A 21,330-nucleotide genomic window follows, 5' to 3' on the forward strand; every position below is an offset into this window, starting at 1 on the left:
TTTATCTCAATAAATTTTTATAAACGTTAAGTAAAATATGTTTTTCATTTTCCCAATTAAAGTGTTGTTTTGCTCGTTTACAATTTTCTTTCATTTGACAATAGTCTTCTTGATTGTTGATCAGATTGTTGACAGCCTTTGCAATGGATTGGCTTGAATGAGAGTTTACCAAAACACCTACCTTCCATTCAGAAATGACTTTTCTCATTTCTGGAAAATCACAGGCAACGACAGGTATCTCTGCCATAATATATTCAAATAGTTTATTTGAAGAAGCAGAATAGTGATTGAAACAAACATTATTTAATACCTGAAATCCTACGAATGCTTGTTGTGTATATTGATGTAAGCTATTTAAAGGAACTTTATCAATGAAATGGACACGATGCTCTAACGCTAATGTCGCTACTAGCTGCTTTAAGTCACTTTTAATTTTCCCATCACCTATTAATATCAGTACTCCTTTAGAAATCTTAGGCATTGCTTGAATCAAGACATCTAATCCTCTACCTTCTTGAATTCCTCCTTGGTAAAGAAGGATAGGTTCCTCAGATCTGATATTTAATTTTTCTCTTAGATCATCGTGTATTTCTTCTTTCATCTTCTTGGTTGGATAATTATGCATGACTTCTGGATTTATCTGATATAACTCACGTATATAAGCTGCTCGAGTCTCATTTTCATGGATTACCGTATCCGCAAATTTAATAAGATAACGTTCAATTTTTTCATACATTTTACTGTCATATCCAGTACGACTACTATGAACTTCATGTGAATCATACACTAATGGAACACGTTTGATTTTCTTTAAAATAATCCCTTGAAGTAAGGTATTTAAATCATTGCTATGAATTATAGTACATGGTCTACTTATTCCTTGCTTGATCATCCCCATGAAAACCCAACCAATTCGAATAAATTTTCTTTTTTTGTATAAAGGTATCATCATGCATAGACATACTAAAAGTGCTACATAATAATGGTAATATAAGAAAAGAATTGGTATAATAAAAACTAAATATTTAATAAATCCGACTTTTGGAATCGAGCTGGACGTCCGATAGACAAAAAATGACTTCGACATTTCTTCACTTTTTGGTAGCTTTTTTTTATTATCTTGAATACTGATTAATTGAACATGATAGCCTGACTCAGCCAACGTATTACAGCTACGCATGACACGTGCATCGTTAGTGAAATGATTCCAAACAAACATTGTTACGAACTGATTGTTCAATGAAATAGCTCCTTTAACTTGTGTTTATTTTCTTCCCAACTAAAATACCTTTTGGCATATTCTAAACCACTTGTACTCATTTTTTGTCTGATTTCATCATGATTTTTCATTTTTCTTATAAAATCAATGACTCCTGCTACATCTTGGTTATTAAACGCTTCTCCTGCTTTTGATTCCTTTAAAACCGCTCTGCTATATCCTGAAAGAACACCTATTATTGGAATACCGCAGCCTAAATAATCAATTAATTTTCCAGGAAGTACTGATTCAAAGATTTGATGGTTTTTCAAACTAAGAAAAGCCAAATCTGCTTGTTTCACCTCATTCAGTACACTTCCTCTTGAAGTTGGCGGAAGAATTTCCACTGTGTTCTCTAATTCTTTTTCTTTGATTTTTTTTTCTAAATACTCTATTCTATAACCATATCCAATTACAATAAATCGAATCTGGTCATCCATTTTTAATTTTTCTGCAACCTCAAGGAAAATATCAAAATCTTGCGCTAGGCCAACGTTCCCTGTGTAAATAATCGTAAATAGCGATGATTTTTCTTTTTTTTTAATTGCTAAATCAGTTTTAGTTAAGCTATTCGGTATAAATACTAGTTTTTCTTTACTAACGCCCTTTTTTGTTAAATAACTTTCAAATCCTTGACTATTTATGATAATCTTATCTGCTGATTTGTATAGTTTTTTTTCTAATATGAAAGACATTTTAAGCAAAAAAGAATTAGTAAATTTGTCGACTCCCAAAAAAGAGTCTGGCCATAAATCTCTTATATCCATTATTAAATCGGCTTTCCATTTTATTTTTGCAACAATTCCTGCTAAGATAATGAATACTGGCGGTGAAGAAACGAAAATCTGATCATAGGTTCCTTTCCTCTTTAAGATGACAATAAGAATTTTTGCCAAAACCTCTATATACAATAGAAAGCGAAAAAACAAATTTTTTTCATATTTTTTGATCTTAATATTAACTTGAGTAATATTTTCAGAGCCTTTTTCTTGTTTGTCTACATACAAACGCGTATCTGGATAAACAGGAATGGTCGTAATAACATCTACTTCGTTATCTTCAGACAGTGTTTCATAAAAATTTTTCATTCTATTTGCAGCACTACCTATTTCAGGGAAATAGTTTTGAGTAATTAACAATATTTTCTGACCCAAACTTGTAAGCTCCTTTTCAATACTTTAAGCATTATATTAAGACATCATTTCATAAAGATTCCCTAAATTATAGTAGTGATCGCCTTTTTCTTCTAAAACATTTTTTGTATCGAGTATCGTTGAGTTTCTCATACATCGAAAATTTTCTTGATTTAATTTTTTGAATTCACTATGATCCGATAATATCAATGCTATATCTGAGTTTTCTAATGCAGTTTGGAGATTCTTTTCAACAAAATCCGCTTCAACGTGTGGATCAAATGCAATGATTTCAAAGTTTGTTTCTTCTGTTAATCTCTTATAAATTTCCATAGCTGGGCTTTCTCTTACATCATCAATATCTCCTTTGTAAGTTAATCCCATAACTGTAATTTTATTTCCATTCATTTTATCCATCATTGCTATGACCGTGTCAAAAACATATTCTGGCATTGAGTTATTTACTTTTCTTGCCAACTGAATTAATGGTGAGTACTCTGGTGAAGCAGCCGCAATAAAATAAGGGTCGACAGCCAAGCAATGACCTCCAACACCTGGTCCAGGTGTATGTAAATTTACACGCGGATGTTTATTTGCCATTTCGATAACATCTAAAACATTAATTGATAAGTCATTAGCTATTTTTGCTAGTTCATTCGATAACGCGATATTAACGTCTCTATATGTGTTTTCCATCAACTTAGATAGTTCCGCAGTCTTTGCTTGTGTTAGTATCAATTCTCCTTGAACAAAGGTTTCATAAACTTTTTTTCCTGCTAACGTACATTTGGGCGTGACACCACCGATAATTCGATTGTTGGAGACTAATTCTTCTAAGACTTGTCCTGGTAAAACTCTTTCTGGACAATGTACTAAGAAAATATCTTCGCCGACAATAAAGCCTTTTTCTTCAATCAAAGGTAAAATATAATCTTCGGTAGATCTTGGTGCGATAGTTGATTCTACAATAATTGTATTTCCTTTTTCTACATGTGCTAACACATTTTCTAGTGCATTTAGAACGTAAGATAAATCACACGACTGATATTCATCGTCATTATTTGGTGTTGGAACAGCAATAATGAAAACATCTGCTTTTTCTGGCGTTAATTGCGGTTTAAAATTCCCCTTATGTAGCGCTGACTGTAACGCTTCTTGTAACCCAGGTTCTTCAATATGTACCTGTCCATTTTTCAGCATTTCTATTGTATCTGTATTTATGTCTACACCAATTACTTCTTGACCATGATTTGCAAACATTACTGAGGTTGGTAATCCGATATAACCTAATCCCATTATTAAAATCTTCATTTCTATTCTCCTTTGTTATTTTGCCTGTGGAATAATTAAATCCCATTTTCCTAGAATTTTTTCATTTGGGATATACACAAGTTCAGCCTTTTTTAAATTTTCTGGTACTTCAAAATAAATATCCCCTTTGATTTCTTTTCCAACTTCAATTTCTTGTCCAATATTATTCGCATCACTTACTACACTATATTGTTTTTTTTCTGCTTTTAATTTAAAGTCGCTGCCGCCAATACCAATTACTGTACTCTCTTGATTTTTGATTGCAAAGTGAAGTTGAATAATTTTTTTCTTTTCATCTACTCCTGATTGCATTGCATCAATAGATAATAATTTCATTTTAGTATTTTGGATTAATTTCGTCTTAAATTCTTGTTTAACTTCACTGACCTCAGAATTCTCAGAATTTTTCGTTTTAGCAACTTTCGTACATCCAGCTAACAATAAAACTACGCTAACTAAAATAAACACTTTTTTTTTCATTTTATTTCTTTCCTACTTTCTTATAAAAATATTAAAAGTTAATTAATTATTAGCTACTAGCTACTAACATTGATTTGTATTTAACTTTTTTCCAATTATGTTAGTTCTAGTATTTACTTATCATATAAAAAATAGACATCAAGTACTTCATTTTGAAAGCGCGTTCTTAACTTTTCACGAAAAATATACTCATATGAAGTCCACATCCTTAAACAGAAAAAAGGGGTTAATTTTTTAATAATACGAATGTGTTCCTGCCTTAGTAAATCATATTTTTCTAGCAATTTTATTCCATTTCCTTATTATATAGAGATTATATTTTACTTTTCGGTAATTGATATAATCAAAAAATCGGAAGGTATCAGAAATTATTATTATAGTTTTTCGTACGTCATGTTCAAAGAAGACAAAAAAAGTGATTGAGACAAAACTCAAAGAGTTTTGTCTCAATCACTAAAGATTTGAATAAATGATATGCAAAAATTGAGCACTCTATTATTCCATTTAAATCTATTTCCTAAAACATTAGATATAATACAAATTCTCAGACGGATATACCGCATCACTGGTAATATCTAATCCTAACTCCCGTAATGTTTGCTCATCATTTTTACTCAGCATTACAGTAGAGTGTGCTTGGACACCATTCAATTCAGATAATTGATCATAAGCCAATTGAGCTGTCGGATTCGTCACCGCACTGATCGCTAAAGCAATCAAAATTTCATTCGCTTTTAAAGCCGTAATTTTACTATGAAGATCTTTTCGTTTCATTGTTTGTATGGTTTCAAGAATCACTGGTGATAATAATAAAATTTCATCTGAAATATTGGCTAATGTTTTAATAGAATTCAAAATAGCAGATGAACATGAATCCATTAAGCTGCTAGTTCTCCCCGTTACAATTCGACCATCTTGTAACTCAAAGGCAATAACAGCTGGTGTATCGTTGCTTTGGGTTTGTTCTCTTAACTGCTCTGAATACTGCCGAGCAGGAAGCACTGCTTTGCGATCTTCTTTTTTCAGTTCGACTTCTTCCATGATCAATTTAATGCGATTGACTGTTTCTTCATCGATCAAGCCTTTTTTAAAGTCACATTCTGTGGCAAAACAACGACGAATGATTTCTTGTTTAGAGGCTTCTTTCACTACGTCATCATCGATGATTCCAAAACCAACACGGTTCACACCCATATCGGTTGGGGATTGATAAACAGATTCTTCGCCCGTGATTTTTTCAATGATCCGTTTGATCACAGGGAACGTCTCCACATCGCGATTATAATTGACGGCAACTTTTTGGTATTTATCAAAATGGAATGAATCGATCATATTCACATCTTTTAAATCAACAGTTGCTGCTTCATACGCAATATTTAAAGGATGCTTCAACGGAACATTCCAAACTGGAAAGGTTTCGAATTTTGAGTAACCAGCGGTCTTGCCCTTACGGCTTTCATGATAAAGCTGATTCAAACAAGTCGCTAATTTTCCACTACCAGGACCGGGTGCTGTGACCACCACGATTGGTTTGGTTGTTGGGATGTAGTCATTTTTACCAAAGCCTTCTTCGCTAACGATTTTCTCAAGATTTGATGGATAATCTTCGATTGCTCCATGTTTATACACTTTGATCTCTCTTCTTTCAAGCTTATTAATGAACATTTTTGTAGAAGGCTGTCCACTGTAGCGTGTAATGACCACGCTATTAACTGCTAAGCCGTATTCTCTTAATTCATCGATTTGACGTAAAATATCCATGTCATAAGTGATTCCATAATCGCCACGAATTTTGTTTCGTTCGATATCACCTGCATACACACAAATCAAAATCTCAGCTTGATCTTTTAATTTCTGTAGAAGTTTAATCTTAGCATCTGCATCAAATCCTGGCAAAACACGTTTTGCGTGCATATCGCCGATTAATTTGCCGCCAAATTCTAAATATAACTTATCATAGTGATCGACTCTTTCTAGGATATATTTTGATTGTTCTTCGATGTACTTTTGTGGATCAAAACCCAGTTTTTTCACGTGAGAACCCTCCGATACTTGTATACTGCCATCTATTATAAACTTATTTACTACAGATTACGATATAGAATTTTATAATTTAACAGCTAAACGTATTTAGTACATAATTGACTACTAAATATTCCTATGCTACCATATTTGTAATAAATTGAGGAGTCTTTTGTTTGATAAACTTATGTCCACTACGGGTAATCTTGTCTTACTTATAGTTGATTAAATACAGAGGAGACTAACTATTATGGAAATTAGAACAGTTAATCGCAATGACTATCAAAAAATCGATGCATTAATACGTAATACATTTACGCATACAGAAAATGGTTATGGTAATGAAACGGAGTTAGTTGATACGATTCGTAAGAGTCAGGAGTATATTCGTGACTTGGAGATTGTAGCAATAGAAGAAGGTAAAGGAATTGGCAAAAAGTTAATGGAAGAGTTAGAGAAGCGGGCAAAACACTTAGATTATCCCTTCATTTATTTTAGGTCATGCAGATTATTATCGTAAATTCTGCTATATTCCTGCTAGTAAATTTAACGTAAACGCCTCTTTTGATGTGCCTGATGAAGTATTTATGCTTAAACCTCTTTATGATGATGGTTTGACTAATATCAGTGGTGTCATCAAATATTCAAAAGCTTTTGAGTCATTTTAATTTTTAGGATGTAGAAATTTCTATGTTGTCACACAAATCTCGGAAATAGTGAATTATAAGAATAATCTTAGGACAAAAGTCTTTGACTCTGAGAAATAAGAAGGCATTGCTTCTGCTTCTATCATTTATTTGGATTCCTTTGAGCTAGGATATGACTCGCAAAGTTATGTTCTAGCCTTTTTATTTTAAACTAAAAAAAATTTTTATAACCAATGACATTGTGGATTGGTGAGTATTATTACTTTTCTTTTTTTAATGGTACAATTTTTTCTAGTCAAGAGTCATCTTTGAAACTTGAATCAATTTCAACTGTTAGGAGTTACTTTTTTATGATAAAAAAAGAAGAAATGCCACTTTGCGACGTGGCGACTACTGTTCAATTAATTGGCAGTAAATGGAAAACGTTGATTTTACGAGATCTCATCACTGGGCCAAAAAGAAATTCTGAGCTAAAACGATCATTATCTGGAATTTCGCAAAAAGTGTTGACTGAAAGTCTTAATTCAATGATTGCAGATGGAATTGTGGAGCGAGTCGATTTTCAAAAAGTACCGCCTCATGTTGAATATCAACTAACCCCCTTAGGGGAAACGTTGTTGCCTGTTATTGAATCAATGAGGCAATGGGGGCAGTTTTATAAAAAACAGCTTGGATAGATAGTTACAAATTAGTGCCTACTTAACATTTCTTAAAATATTGTCTATACTTTTAGGAAGGAGATACGCAATTATTAAGGAGGATATCTAAATGAATATTGAAACTACAACAATGGAAGCGATTCATACCGACGTTTTGCAAACAACACTAAACGGAGAGCCTGTTTTAAGAGTTGTAAAAAAAGATAAACTAATGGAATTTGACGAGAATACGTATGCTAAATTAGTTGGTTCATCTTTTCATAATGGAACAATCGAAGTAAAAATGTTAAGCCGTTTATTGTCGAATGCACCAGATTTTGCACGTGGTTTTATTGGGATTGCGTTTAGGATCAGTGAGGATGATACAACATTTGAATCATTTTATGTACGACCAACAAACGGTCGGATTGATGATCCTGTCAGAAAAAATCGTGCTATTCAGTATTTTTCTTATCCTAAATATACGTTTGACTATTTCCGAAATCTTGGCATCACTGATTTTGAAGGTACGGCTGATATCGGGCTTGACGAATGGATCAGCTTAAAAGCAGTGATCAATGGTGCTAGAGGAGCCTTTTATTTGAACGACAGCAAAAAACCTTTGTTAGTGGTAGAAAATATGAAACATGGCGCTGATGCCAAAGGAGCGATTGGATTCTTCGTTGATATTGGAACAGAAGCTTTCTTCAAGGATTTGAAGATTACCAAAACAGATTAAAAAAATCATTTAAAACGCGTAAACATCTTTAGATATTCCAGTAATCACTTCAAATGATCTGGCAAAGAAGTAATCGACCTATACATCACACCTATCCTATCTATTATGACAGGGAATGTCGTTGTAGGTCTATTACTTTTTTATTAAGATGAAATAATCGTAAAACTGGTATTTGACCCCTCAGCAAAAATCTGTTCCAGTTGACTAAATGGAGATAACCCTTCTAGATCAAAACTTTATCACTAAGCTCCGTATAGATCGTTTCAATGTAATTTTGAGCTACATTTTTTTCAATTATCCTATACAAAAATTATTAACTTTAATTTTTTGTGAATCTATCGATCATTGCTTACTTTTCTCTTCTGATAACAGCTCAATCAACTGCTGTTGCTGTTCAACCACTTTCACTAGCTGTTCATTCAATTCTATTTGACGGCTTCTTTTCATTCGTTGTAATTTCGTTTCTACCCACTGACTATTTTTAAAGAGGCGAAGTGCTTCAATTATATGTCCTACCAAAATAATTCCGACTGCACTAATGCTTAAGCCAACGAGCCAATTTTTCAAGATAAGTAACTGTTCCCACGTTTGTTGCACTAGATTGGGAATTCCAGCAATATTTTTTGTTGTTTGAATCAGTTCTCTCACTTGCTCAAACAATGACATTATACTAGGAATCAGCTGATCTAGCGTGAAGGTCGTGCTAAGAAAAATATTGGAGAGATTTTCTTGAAATACATTCAGCTCATTTAAACTCAACCTGTTGATTCGTTGATCAATGACAACGTATGCCTGATACGTTTCAATTGCCATTTTTGTCAAGATCGTTAAAAGAGTGATTATTAAAAATAAATACCCAATAACAAGTAATTTTTCGCTTAAGTGCCACTGATCATTTTTTCTCAAACGCCATAAAAAATACCCAATTAATACTAATCCTGCTAGTACGACTAAACTTTGAACAATCACTAATATTGCGAGTTGGTTGATCATTTGTCGAACATTGTCGACAAGTGCTGTCTGCCAATCTTTAGATAAAAAAAACGTTAATACATTATTGAATGTGATCCTAAAGTTTTTTCGAATGATTCCCTCAATAAATCCTTGTTCGTTGACCACTAAATACAACAAGATCCCCAAATAAATCAAGCTACTAAAATGAACTATCGCCCGCAAACGATTACTCTTAACTGACTGTTGTTCCCCCATCACGAATCCCCCTCTTTTAACTACTGCTATATTATAAACTTATCATAGCATTAAAAAGTGAAAGTCTGTATTAATAAACTTTTTTCATATTTTATTTGTAGAAAGTTCTAACGTATTTATTTGATTATAAATTTGAACTACGTTAAACTTTTAGAAAGTTCACTTTAGCTTCATACTATTTTTTAGATATAATGTTTATTTTATAAATAAAAGGGAGTGATAGTCGATGTGTACAAGTATTACGATGACAACGAAAGAGCAACAGGTTTTATTGGCTAGAACAATGGATTTTGCGGTTGTTTTAGATGCGGAACCAACGTTTATTCCAAGGAAAAAATTTGTATTCTCCAATGATGAGCATTATGATCGTAAAAATGAATATGCTTTTGTTGGAATGGCACGTCAAGTAGATAAAGAACGCTTTGTTTTTGCGGATGGTTTGAACGAAACAGGACTTTCTTGTGCTGCCCTTTATTTTTCAGGGTATGCTGACTATAACAGCCAAGACAGCGATAAAAAGTATACTTTAGCCCCTCATGATGTTGTTCCCTTTTTACTTTCCAACTGTTCAAGCCTTGAAGACGTCTCTCGGACAATGGAAAATGCCCAGGTTGAAAATGTGGCTTTAGATTTTTTAGGTATCGTCTTACCTCTTCATTGGGTCGTCACTGAAAAAACTGGAAAAAGTATGATCATTGAATACACGGAACAAGCATTACATATTTATGAAAATACGATTGGCGTCATGACAAATAGTCCTGATTATAAATGGCATACGACAAATTTGAGAAACTACATTGGACTTCAACCTGAGCAAAAAACTGAAGTTCATTTGAAAAATATGGTGATGAAACCTTTTGGAGAAGGTGCCGGTGCTTTTGGTCTTCCAGGTGATTTCACTCCACCATCAAGATTTGTCAGAGCGACTTTCTTGAAAGCTTGCTTACAGGATGTCCAGACTGAATTAGATGGTGTCACTGCCATGTTTCATGTTCTTTCTAACGTTTCTATTCCTAAAGGTGCTGTGAAAGCAACGCAAGCCTTTGATTATACGCAATATACCTCAGTTATGGTGAATAGTTCACTTCATTATTATTATAAAACATACACTGATCAGCGTATTCGCTGCATCCAATTAGATAATGAAGATTTTGAGGCAACTTCTGGAAAAATTTGGTCTAATAGAGAGTCAGAAGATATTTTGTATCGAAATAGTAAAAAATAAGGTATTAACATAAATAACTAGAGCTGTAACCTTTTTAGCATAGGTTACAGCTCTAGTTTAATTATTATTTATATTCTCTAACCAAAGACATACGATCAACAAAATTCTAGAATTCTCTCTATTTTTGAACGTATTTAGTTATCCTCAAATTTCTGATTGCTACAATTACACATTCATTTTTCTGCTCGCCATCCATTTGATCATTTCTGGGTCTGCATGAGAGAAAAATTGACTTTCACCTTCATTCAACGTAGAAATTTCTGCTTTGTCTTCCTTTGATAACTTAAAATCAAAAACAGCTAGATTTTCAGCCATTCGTTCTGGCTTCACTGATTTTGCTAGAACAACGATCTCTTGTTCAATTAGCCAGCGTACAATGACTTGAGCGACTGATTTATGATATTTAGCAGCAATATTAGTCAGAACTTCATTTGAAAATATCCCATTTTTCCCTTCAGCAAATGGTGCCCAAGCTTCTGGTGTGATACCTTCTGCTTTTAATGCTTCGATATTTTTTGTTTGATGATTGAAAGGATTGATTTCGATTTGATTGACTTGTGGGACAACCTTGTTAAATTCTGCTAAATCAACTGCTCGATCGACAGCAAAATTTGATACCCCGATTGCGCGGATTTTCCCAGCTTCTTGTAGTTCCTCCATTGCACGCCAGGCACCGTAAACATCATTGTACGGTTGATGTAATAAAAGTAAATCTACGTATTCTAAACCTAAACGATCAAGTGAACGTTGAAAAGAAGCTTTAACGCCATCATAAGACACGTTTTCCACCCAAATTTTAGTTGTTATAAACAATTCTTCACGAGGAATACCTGAAACTTTGATGCCACGACCAACTGCCTCTTCATTCAGGTAAGATTGAGCGGTGTCTATATGACGATAACCCGCTTTGATTGCGTCGATTACTGCTTGTTCTGCTTCTTTTGGCTCTGTGATTTGATAGGTACCAAAACCTAAGATCGGGATTTTTATTCCATTATTCAATGTGACTGTTTGCATTTGTATTTCCTCCATTTCTCGTTCTATGACTGACTAACAACATCACTATAAACTATGGAGCTAACTTCATAGCAAGCATTATCTTCCTAATTTTAATATTTTACTTTCCAAAGTTCCTCAACGTTCTCTGAGGTAACTTCTCCTGATTTAAACTTGGCGATATGCTCATCATACGTATTGATTTTGTATTGAAGTAAATCGCGGGTTTTGGTCATTTTTTCTAGCTTATCAGTGATTTCTTGTAATTGGTCGTATAGAATTTGTTTTTGTGCCTCTTCCACATTGCCACCTAATTGTGAAAGTGTGGCAAATTCAATGAGAGACTCGATTGAGACACCTGCATGACGTAGACTTTTGGCTAAATAAATCCAATTTAAGTCTCTTGTTGTGTATACTCGGTAACCATTTTTGTCTCGCTCAATTGGCGGGATCACACCGACACGTTCGTAATAGCGAACCGTATCTGTCGTTAGGCCAAACATTTCAGCTGCTTCTTTACTATTCAATAGGTTCCTCTCCTTTTATTCCTTATTCTAAACTGGAAAAATCGTGATTGATAATTTCTAGTAACTTAAATGTATCCGCCTCAAATTCAAATTTTAAAATACAACAATTTCCTAGTCGGTCCTTTTGATCTATTTCACTTGTATGGGCCCAGTTTCTCATGAATTGTCGACAAGAGGCCCCGTGGGATACGGCTAAAACTGTTTCGCCTGCTTCTTTCATTATGTTCATTAACGTTTCAGACACTCGTTCTCTAAATTGAAACTCCTCTTCCCCACCATAGGCAACAAAGAAATCGCCATAAGGTAATGGTGGATTTAACGCTTCACTTTCTGACTCGAAACGGCCAAAGTTCCATTCTTTCAGTCCTTTGACTCTTTTATAAATCATATCGGTCACTTGTTCCAAGGTATCACTAGCTCGCTCAGACGTTGAAGCGTATGCGCTATCAAAATTAATGTTATGGTCTTTAAAATAAGTTCCCGCAATTTGTGCTTGTTTGATCCCTTTTTCTGTTAGTGGGGAATCACACCACCCTTGAATTTTTTTCTGTTGATTAAACAACGTTTCACCATGTCTCATTAGATATAATGTTTTAGTCATACACCCATCCTCATTTCTATTCTATAGGTTCATCCTAAACCATGAAGTGAACTTCAAGGCAAGCAAAAAAAGCGAAATAGTCATTTTTCAATTCAATTTCTATTTATTTACAATAAGCGCCCTTCATCATGCCACATCCCATACATCTTATTCGCTTTTGTATTCTTGATAAATTTAGCCAAACGTTTCTCAAATAGTTCTGGCTGGTCTTTATAATTTTGGATCGTATCTATACGAATACGTCGATATATTTCTGGGAAAGTCATGAAAATTTCATAGGTTTCCAAGTCTTCTTTCAGTCGTTCCATGATGGTTTCGTCGATTTCAAAAGAAGCTTCTGTCATATCAGGCAGGATATCTCTACCTCGTGCTGTCATCAATCCTACTCTTTCGAGACGACGAGCTCTTTCTTTGTTCAATTCTGTCCAAGAACTTTTTTTGGTTCTTGGTGATAGTCGTTGAGCCGTTTGAGTTTCAGATATTTTCTTTTTGATCCCATCAATCCAGCCAAAACACAATGCTTCTTCTACTGCATCTAGGTACTGGATTTTATTTGGTTCAGCTTTGACACTGACAATGATCCAGCAATATTTTTCAGTCGTACTGTTTGCTTTTAGCCAGTTTCTTAATTCTTTTCTGGTTGTTATGGTCAGTAAGTTGTCAATTTCCATTTCTGCCCTTTCTTAAACCCTATTTTTCATCTTGATCTAGTTTTTATAGGTCTGAGTTAATTTGATGATCTCTTGCTTATGTAATTCTTTTAAAGTTTTCGGTTCAATGACGTTGACGCCACTACCAAACATCAGTAAAAAAGGTAAAATCATTCGCTGCTGTTTCGCATAAATTATTACGTCTACATACGTTTCTTTCACCTGGATTTCATCTTCTGTGTAATAATCATACAGTTTCCCTAACTCCTCTTTTTTGAATCGTAGATGAATTTTCTCTTCGCGTTTTTCTAGTATTTGGTCATTTGAATATTCGATAGGATCAAAGTCTGCTGAGTGAATCGCTAATTGACGAATTCTCGTTACTTTAAAATATCTAAAAGCCTCTCGATTCTCGCAATAAGAGTATATATACCAACTACCATTCATCAGCATTAATTCATAAGGATGGATCAGTCTATTTGTGTGATCTCCCTTGTTATCCACATAATCGATCAATATCTTTTTATTTTGTTTTAAAGCAAGATTGATCTGATTTATTTTTACTTTTGTTTCTGTTTCAATTTCCAGTCGATGCATCGTTGGAGAGTCGAAGGAAAACCGTTTTTTGGGTATCATTTTATGCTCTGTTTGTTTCTGTAGTTGCGTGATTTTTTCTTTGATAATAGCTTGATCGTCAAAAATTCCAAATAGGCCTTCTTGAACATTCAACGCATTCAAAATCGCTTCTTTCTCTGACTCACTATAGGTATATGTTTTTAACTTGAAAGAGTTTATCAACGAAAAACCGCCATTACGGCCTGAATGAGAAATAATTGGAAATCCAGCCATTTCAATCGTTTCCATATCTCTAAAAATGGTTCTTTTGGTCACGTCAAAGCGCTGAGCCAACTGAGCGGTTGAGACAATTTCATTATCCAAAAGCAATACGATGATCGCTAAAATCCGTTCAATTTTTTTCATAATTTTCCTCCTTTCATCACTAGAAGAAAAAAGACAAAACTTGCACTTTCGAGCTAGTTTTGTCAAAATAGTTCCTTCATCTTATTCCCGATACTTGATTGCCAATCCTTTTAAGAAGTTTCGAGCATAACGATCACCACATTCTTTGTAGTTTCGGTGCCCTTCTTTTCTTAAAATTGCACTTAATTCACTTTCAGATGCATAGACGCCCGCAAGTCGCAATACATCCAACATATCATCACTTGTAAGTGTTAAAGCAATCTTTACTTTTTTTAGCAACACATTATTGACAGTACTTTGGTTTGTGATCAAAAAAGTCGGCTTAGGTGCTACACCATTTTTTACAGGTGGTTTGCCTCTTTTATATGTGATCAAACCGTTTAAAAAAGCTTCTAATGTCCGATTATCACAAACAGCATCCCGCGGAAGTTCATCTTCTTCATTCTGTTTTGTTAAAAGTACGCGTAACTCTTCTCTTGTAACTTCTAAGTCACCTAGTTTAAAAATTTTGATCATATCTGTATCTTTAATATCTAGTGCATAACGTAAACGAATCAATATATCGTTATTATTCATCTTTTTCCTCCAAAAAAACATCATTATTCATTAGTATAAAGCTTTCTTTCAGAGAATGCATCCATTTGTTCTATAATTTTATTTTATGTAGTATCTATTTCTTTATCTACGTTATTTTTAGTACTACATCTGCAACTCCTAATAATCCTCGTAAAAAATGATTTAATGAAAAAAGAAGGTGAATCAAAAGTAAAAATACTTTTCGAAAACCCCTTCTTTTTCCTCGGGGTTAAATACTTTTATTCCAACCTTCTTGTATTTTTTTTGAACAAGGTAAACTAACTAAACGCATTATCTCAAAATACCTATTACAAAACCGACGCAACCGAAGTATAAGGCAGCCCTAAATCGGTCGCTACTGCTTGATTGGTCAGCACGCCGTTCATAGTATTAATACCTGATAGTAGTGCTGGATTTTGCTCTACGGCTTGAACAAAGCCTTTGTTTGCTAGCTCTAGTACATACTGTAATGTCGCATTGGCTAAAGCAAATGTTGCGGTTTGAGGGACTGCTCCTGGCATGTTAGCAACTGCATAATGGATCACATCATGTTTAACATACGTTGGATGTTGGTGTGTAGTCACTTCATCGATTGTTTCAAAGATTCCACCCTGATCGATAGCAATATCGATGATCACGGAATATTCTGGCATTGAAACGACCATTTCTTCTGTGACTAGTACTGGTGCTCTTCGCCCGGGGATCAAGACTGCTCCGATGACCAAATCAGCTTCTTTCAGTGTTTCTTGAATATTGAAATGATTCGAAACGAGCGTTTTAACAGCTCCATTAAATTGATTATCGATAGCTTGTAATTTTTTGATATTTACATCTAGAATCGTGACATCTGCCCCTAATCCTAGAGCTATCTTCGCTGCATTACAGCCAGAAATCCCACCACCGATGATTGTTACTTTCCCTTTTTTTACTCCTGGAACACCACCTAATAAAATTCCTTTTCCTTCTGGGATTTTTTCTAAAAACTGAGCGCCGATCTGAGTAGCTAATCGACCAGCAATCTCACTCATCGGGGCTAACAGCGGTAATTCTCCGTCAATGAATTGAACACTTTCATAAGCAATCGCTCTCGTTTTTGTCTTCATTAATTCTTCAGCTAAAGACTTATTTGCTGCTAAATGAAGATACGTGAATAAGATCAACTCTTCTCTTAAATACTGATATTCTTCTTTTAAAGGTTCTTTTACTTTTAACACTAATTCTTGTGCCCACGCTTCTTTAGCAGACGCTACAATTGTTGCACCAACTGCAACATATGCTTCATCATGGATCGAAGCACCTAGCCCCGCATTGGTTTCAATATATACTGAGTGACCATGCTTAATAAGATCCAAAACACCTGAAGCTGGTAGTGCTACGCGATTTTCACCGTTTTTTATTTCTTTCGGAATACCTATTTTCATTTTTCAGGACCCTTTCTAGCTTTTTGCTTATCTTTTTAGATGATAGGCTATTTACTAAATTATAGTTTAATGAAAGTTTATCTGCAATACAAAGTGAAAAGTTTAACATTCTCTTTTATTTTTAATCTTCCAATCACTAAAATACCTGAAATAAATCAAGAATCGATTTATTTCAGGTATTTTTTAAAGCGTCAATTTTTGAGTCTATTCACTATTTTCAAAAAAAAATAAAAGCAAGCTCTTAAAAAAGAATAGTATTTAAGAATCCAAAAAAATGACTTATAGAATATATGGTATACGCACTTAAACAAATTAGCGTAAACAGGTAACTAGAAATACTGACTTTATTTAGAGACGATTTTTTTAATTGAAATAAAATAACAAACATACATATTACTTGAGCATATAATAAAAAATCTCTGATTAAGTTGTATTTAAATCCCAGAACAAGGCTAGTCACATCTAGCGTAATCACAACTAATATCATTAATCCAAATAGACGAAAACTTTTCTTAGCATTCGGTGTCAGCTGACTTGGACTAAGCGATCCATAAAGAACAATTATTGATATATACGCAATATAAAATAAATTATTAAAAATAACCCCCATTTTTTCACTCCTCTAATCTTTGACTCTTTCAACCATAGTTTACCACATTCAATTACAAGTCAGGAGTGTTTTGACTCCATTTAAAACTGATTTTGAGCGTTGATCCATTATTTTTTGTGATGAATAGCTATAAAAAAGTTTAGTAAGGTGATATTTTATCCTACATACAGATCTGTGCTAAAGCTAACATAGATAAGAACAAATAGCTGGAACAAAAGCCTCCTTTCGGAATTAAGCTTCTGTTCCAGCCTTTTATAAACATTCGTTTAGATTATTTGACCATCACAGTAAAATTATCAATAACTAGATCATACGCACCACCTGTTGTATAAATACCAAATGTCGTATTTCCTGAGGTGTCACCGACTATTTCTGCTTGATATTTTTTGGTTTTTCCATCTGCGGAAGTTTGTACGATTTCGCCAACTTTTTTAAGGTCTTGCAGTGTTTTATATTCTCCTGTCATTGATCCAGCAAAGAAACTATCTTTTCCATCGGTTTGATAATCAAAACTGATCGTGTATGTTTTTCCTGCTTCAAATTTTACATTTTGCGGTGTTGTTTGAAGCATTAATCCAGCGCCTTGCTTATGGGATTTTAAAGACCAATTGCCTGATAATACATCAGATACTTTATTTTCGTTCCAACCATATTGTGTATACGGTTCATTTTTTTCTGATAAATGGATTCGTGGGTCTTCAACACCACCCGCTTGTCCTTTCACAAATGGGAACAATCCGATTGCTTGGGTATCTTCAAAGTCTTGTTTGATGATCGTTTTACTTGTTACATTGATTACATCTGTTTGTCGTTCAACTATGCGAATATCATCAAATTTCGTTTTGTTAGTTCCTGCTTCTGCTGCTAAAGTTAGGGTTACTTTTTTCGCGTTTTCTGGAACAACAAAATCGACTCTGACATTTTGCATGTATTGAGGATATTGACTGCTTGTATGATTAATATCTGCTTGAATATAATTTTGGACGACAGAATTAGAATATTCATTTGTGTATTTTTTTCCATCAATGTCTAGAGTTACGCTTGCTTTGCGATTATGGGTCTCCGTATTAACGTATGCGCTGTATTTTCCTGCTTTTGGCAATGTTAATTCTTGTTTGATCGTCATCGCTTTTTTGCCAGTGTTTAAAACATAATCACCATTTGGATCTTTAAGAACTGCAGCGTCCCCTTGAACGACTTGCCAATTTTTAGACAACGTATCTTTTTCATTAAATCCTGGATCTTTGACTGGTGTTCCTGTCCCAAATTTCACTGGTTCAGTAGTCGTTGGTTCAGCAATAACATATGGTATTTTAGCCTCCGCTTGCAGCGTTACTTGGTTGCCATTTAGATTCGCTGTCCCTTTGTCTATTCTTCCTTGATCGGTTAATTCATAAACATGTAAATTGGTTTTTCCTTGTAACTTCTCTGGAATCGTCCAAGTTGTAGTGCCACCACGTTCATTCCAATGATATAACTTAAATTCATTATTGACTGTCCATGGTAATAAATACGTATCGCCTTTCAATACTTCCACATTATTTAATGTTATACGCTTTTGATCATTTACATCTTTTTTCGTCACAATTACTTTGTCACTAGCATTTGCCAGTTTGATCGTACCGTATATTTGACCCTTTTCAGAAGTCGTTGTATCCCAGTTCGTGATTTGATAATGTTGTAAAAACTTCGTTGGAATATTGATTGCAAAGGTTTTGTCTTTATACGTATTAAAGTTTGTTTTACCAACCCAGCCTTCGTATGCTTCAAATTCTGTACCGCCAAGCAATGGATTATCAGAAATGATCCATGTGTCTTTTTGATGATTACGGATAAAGCGGACAATATCACTGTTAAATCCTTTTGTTGCAGTTCCTCCATACGCTTTTTCAGCAGACCAGTGATTCCATATCGAATCATATTCTAGGGCGTTTGGAAATTCATTGGCCGTGATCCAGCCCAATCCGTTGATTTCTTTCCCTAATTGTCGGCTTAGCCAACCTGCTTCACCTTGATTCCCCCAAACATCTACGTAAATATAATCCAAGTTCGGTACATTTTGTTTTAGTTCTTTAAAACGTTCCAAGCGATTTCCACTGATCGTATCTGGTCGTTGTTTGATAAAATAAGACGGATCTAACCAATCCCAGCCTTTTTTTGTCGGATCTACCAAGTCTTCATTGAATGATTTTGCTTCTGGATAAGATTCTGTATCATTGACGTGTACACCAAAAATGGCATTGAGTTTATGACCTTCATCAATCAATGTGTTTAACTCATTTTGACCCCCTTGGCGTTTTCCAACAGCACCGTAATCTGGATGAGCTGAATCGTGCCCTTCATTTTGATACCCTTTCAACAAGTTCATTTGTCCTAAGCCATCCGTCAAATTATAGACGCGTTTTGATTCATCCAACGTTACTGAAAATGGATTCGTCGCCTGACTAGCAAAGTTGAAAGGAATTCGTTGATTGACTAATTCTGGGACTTTTTCTGCACCAACAGGGTTATTCATGATTGCTCGATAATTGATTGCTGCATCTTGCCAATCGACTTTACCATCCCCATTTAAATCTTTTGCAAATTTGATTTTCACCTCTGGTACTTCACCCGTCAAATAAGTATCAGGCGCATCAAAAGGACGATATGTCCAAGAACCGCTCCATATTGATGTTACATAACCAGACTTTGTTTCTTTGGTTTGTTTATAGATTCGATTATTATCACTGTTATCCACGCTTCCATCACCATAAGCATTGGTCCAAAAACTTGCAGCATACTCATCTGTATTTAAAAATCCGTACATGTACTGCTTGGTGCCAACTTCGTTTGATGTCGTTAGATTCTGGAAGGTATCTCCATTTTTATTTCCATTGTTTGCATTGGTTCCCGTATTCATAACGACACCAGAAAATGCTGCTCCTGGATCTGTACTATTTACAGAAAGTAATTCTTGATTTGCAATGGCTAGCGTATGGATTTTCGTTGTGCCTTCTTTGATGTCTGTTATCTTCATAGAAACTTCTTGACCATCAGATGCTGTAAACTGGACGTTGAATCTTAGTCCTAATGATGGAACCGTTACTTGATAAATTGCCTTATTTTGGCTTGTGGATTCTTTTGTCGCTGTTGCTTCATGTGGTTTTCCATCGACTAAGACTTGGCTGATTTTTTCTTGTTGCCCTTTAAAGATGATTTTGTTGTCTCTCGGATTTTCATAGCGAATCACTCTTGGAAACGTAGGGTCTAAAACAGCTGTGATATCAGTAGAGGAAATTTTGTCTCCACTTTCAATACTTCCGTCATCCGTAACCGTTACGGTGGCTTTTGCTTTCAAAGTGGTGCCAGAAACGGTGCCGGCTACATCAAAAGTGCCGACTTTTTGATAAGATTCTGGCGGAATACTATCCCACGTCACGTTTTCTTGTTTTTGATTACCTGTATTGTAGATTGCTTTAACAGTAGCAGGTAACATTGGAGCTATCCCTATTTTTGTATACATCTTGACTGGCGTTAATTCAGTAATTTCTGGTACTAACTCAGGAATACTACCGCTGTCACCATTTTTAAAATAGCGATAGCTGATTGTTTTTTGATCATACCAGGTTCTAAAACCAACTCGGCCTGCTGTTGTCGGAATTTTACTTCCATTCGCCAAAACTGGTTCTCCGTCATAAAATTGTGTGCCGTTTAACCAGATTGTGATCTTTGTCCCTACATAACGAACTTTTAAAACATATGTCGTATCGGCAGCTAATGTTGGGCCTGAGATTCCATCATTCCAGGAGGTCGGACTTTCAACAAGCCATTTGCCGTTTACATTATAGCCTACGAAAAGCCAGCTATCTTTTGAAGTGCCTCTAATAATGACACCTGTTCGACCTTCTCCTTGGCTAAATTTAAATGAGGTTTCTATTTCTCCATCTGCTTTTTGAGGTGAATCTAAATTGATCGATACCGCATTATTTCCAGCCTCCGTTTTGCGAGAACTATCTAAGACATTGTCTTTCAAACTCCTATTTGTCCCGCCAACCAAATCCTGCCAAGTGCCTAACGTTCCATTTTGAAAATCCGTCTGCCAATAAGTTGCCGCAGCTGCTGGATCAGCTGGAACCTGAGATTGTCTTTCACTGCCGCTCTCACCTTCATCTGCTAAAACACTCATCGGTGTCAGCACAGCAATACATATCATCAAAGCAACTAAGCTGATCGATACCGTCCACATTTTCTTCATTTCATGGTCACTCTCCTCATATTTTTTGAATACGCTATCATTTTCATGCTAATCAAATTTCCCCAAAATCCT

General features: G+C 34.8%; 18 protein-coding genes. 4 read left to right on the forward strand and 14 right to left on the reverse strand.

Annotation, left to right across the window (positions count from 1 at the left end; translation table 11 throughout):
* Position 1: 1 nt before the first annotated feature.
* The 5 genes from IGI43_RS09335 to IGI43_RS09355 all read right to left on the reverse strand — a co-directional run bounded on the left by IGI43_RS09335 (position 2) and on the right by IGI43_RS09355 (position 6,216).
* Complete coding sequence (locus IGI43_RS09335; protein ID WP_438757523.1) at positions 2-1,240, reverse strand: glycosyltransferase; 1,239 nt, start codon at positions 1,238-1,240, stop codon at positions 2-4.
* Entirely contained in the window at positions 1,237-2,397 is a 1,161-nt protein-coding gene (locus tag IGI43_RS09340; protein WP_438757524.1) for a glycosyltransferase family 4 protein, read from the reverse strand. Before IGI43_RS09340 ends, IGI43_RS09335 begins: the two co-directional genes overlap by 4 nt.
* A gap of 51 nt (positions 2,398-2,448) precedes the next feature.
* Positions 2,449-3,702 (reverse strand): nucleotide sugar dehydrogenase, encoded by a 1,254-nt coding sequence (locus IGI43_RS09345; RefSeq protein ID WP_438757525.1) that lies wholly within the window; start codon positions 3,700-3,702, stop codon positions 2,449-2,451.
* Between the two features lie 15 nt (positions 3,703-3,717).
* A complete protein-coding gene (locus IGI43_RS09350) occupies positions 3,718-4,182 on the reverse strand; it encodes a DUF4352 domain-containing protein (protein WP_438757526.1) in 465 nt (154 codons plus the stop codon).
* A gap of 525 nt (positions 4,183-4,707) precedes the next feature.
* The gene (locus IGI43_RS09355) at positions 4,708-6,216 is read right to left on the reverse strand and encodes a DUF1846 domain-containing protein (RefSeq protein WP_438757527.1); all 1,509 of its coding nucleotides are present in this window, start codon (positions 6,214-6,216) and stop codon (positions 4,708-4,710) included.
* A gap of 238 nt (positions 6,217-6,454) precedes the next feature.
* Between IGI43_RS09355 and IGI43_RS09360 the strand changes: the two genes are divergently transcribed.
* The 3 genes from IGI43_RS09360 to IGI43_RS09370 all read left to right on the forward strand — a co-directional run bounded on the left by IGI43_RS09360 (position 6,455) and on the right by IGI43_RS09370 (position 8,228).
* Positions 6,455-6,724, forward strand: a complete 270-nt coding sequence (locus IGI43_RS09360) for a hypothetical protein (RefSeq protein ID WP_438757528.1) — start codon at positions 6,455-6,457, stop codon at positions 6,722-6,724.
* 477 nt (positions 6,725-7,201) lie between these two features.
* Positions 7,202-7,528, forward strand: coding sequence for a winged helix-turn-helix transcriptional regulator (locus IGI43_RS09365; RefSeq protein WP_438757529.1), 327 nt, complete (start codon positions 7,202-7,204; stop codon positions 7,526-7,528).
* 91 nt (positions 7,529-7,619) lie between these two features.
* A complete protein-coding gene (locus IGI43_RS09370) occupies positions 7,620-8,228 on the forward strand; it encodes a hypothetical protein (protein WP_438757531.1) in 609 nt (202 codons plus the stop codon).
* 342 nt (positions 8,229-8,570) lie between these two features.
* Here the strand turns inward: IGI43_RS09370 and IGI43_RS09375 are convergent, their stop codons facing one another.
* Positions 8,571-9,437 carry a hypothetical protein gene (locus IGI43_RS09375; protein WP_438757532.1) on the reverse strand — a complete coding sequence of 289 codons (867 nt, stop codon included), beginning with the start codon at positions 9,435-9,437 and terminating at the stop codon, positions 8,571-8,573.
* Positions 9,438-9,663: 226 nt separating this feature from the next.
* Here IGI43_RS09375 and IGI43_RS09380 point away from each other — a divergent pair, with 226 nt between their 5' ends.
* Complete coding sequence (locus tag IGI43_RS09380; protein ID WP_438757533.1) at positions 9,664-10,662, forward strand: linear amide C-N hydrolase; 999 nt, start codon at positions 9,664-9,666, stop codon at positions 10,660-10,662.
* A 165-nt stretch (positions 10,663-10,827) separates the two neighbouring features.
* Here IGI43_RS09380 and IGI43_RS09385 read toward each other — a convergent pair whose 3' ends face one another.
* The 8 genes from IGI43_RS09385 to IGI43_RS09420 all read right to left on the reverse strand — a co-directional run bounded on the left by IGI43_RS09385 (position 10,828) and on the right by IGI43_RS09420 (position 21,258).
* On the reverse strand, positions 10,828-11,679 hold the full coding sequence (locus IGI43_RS09385; protein ID WP_438757534.1) for an aldo/keto reductase: 852 nt from the start codon (positions 11,677-11,679) through the stop codon (positions 10,828-10,830).
* A 92-nt stretch (positions 11,680-11,771) separates the two neighbouring features.
* Positions 11,772-12,185: a MerR family transcriptional regulator gene (locus IGI43_RS09390; protein ID WP_438757535.1), complete on the reverse strand. Its 414-nt coding sequence runs from the start codon at positions 12,183-12,185 to the stop codon at positions 11,772-11,774.
* A 22-nt stretch (positions 12,186-12,207) separates the two neighbouring features.
* Positions 12,208-12,786 carry a histidine phosphatase family protein gene (locus IGI43_RS09395; RefSeq protein ID WP_438757536.1) on the reverse strand — a complete coding sequence of 193 codons (579 nt, stop codon included), beginning with the start codon at positions 12,784-12,786 and terminating at the stop codon, positions 12,208-12,210.
* Positions 12,787-12,893: 107 nt separating this feature from the next.
* The gene (locus IGI43_RS09400) at positions 12,894-13,457 is read right to left on the reverse strand and encodes a YdeI/OmpD-associated family protein (RefSeq protein WP_438757537.1); all 564 of its coding nucleotides are present in this window, start codon (positions 13,455-13,457) and stop codon (positions 12,894-12,896) included.
* A gap of 36 nt (positions 13,458-13,493) precedes the next feature.
* Complete coding sequence (locus IGI43_RS09405) at positions 13,494-14,417, reverse strand: helix-turn-helix transcriptional regulator (protein WP_438757538.1); 924 nt, start codon at positions 14,415-14,417, stop codon at positions 13,494-13,496.
* An 81-nt stretch (positions 14,418-14,498) separates the two neighbouring features.
* Positions 14,499-14,993 carry a DUF1456 family protein gene (locus IGI43_RS09410; protein ID WP_438757539.1) on the reverse strand — a complete coding sequence of 165 codons (495 nt, stop codon included), beginning with the start codon at positions 14,991-14,993 and terminating at the stop codon, positions 14,499-14,501.
* 308 nt (positions 14,994-15,301) lie between these two features.
* Positions 15,302-16,414 carry an alanine dehydrogenase gene (gene ald, locus IGI43_RS09415; RefSeq protein WP_438757540.1) on the reverse strand — a complete coding sequence of 371 codons (1,113 nt, stop codon included), beginning with the start codon at positions 16,412-16,414 and terminating at the stop codon, positions 15,302-15,304.
* Positions 16,415-17,295: 881 nt separating this feature from the next.
* Positions 17,296-21,258, reverse strand: a complete 3,963-nt coding sequence (locus tag IGI43_RS09420) for an endo-alpha-N-acetylgalactosaminidase family protein (RefSeq protein WP_438757541.1) — start codon at positions 21,256-21,258, stop codon at positions 17,296-17,298.
* Between the last annotated feature and the right edge of the window lie 72 nt (positions 21,259-21,330).

Origin of the sequence: Enterococcus sp. AZ126 (assembly GCF_051714545.1) — a bacterium.
GTDB lineage: Bacteria > Bacillota > Bacilli > Lactobacillales > Enterococcaceae > Enterococcus_L.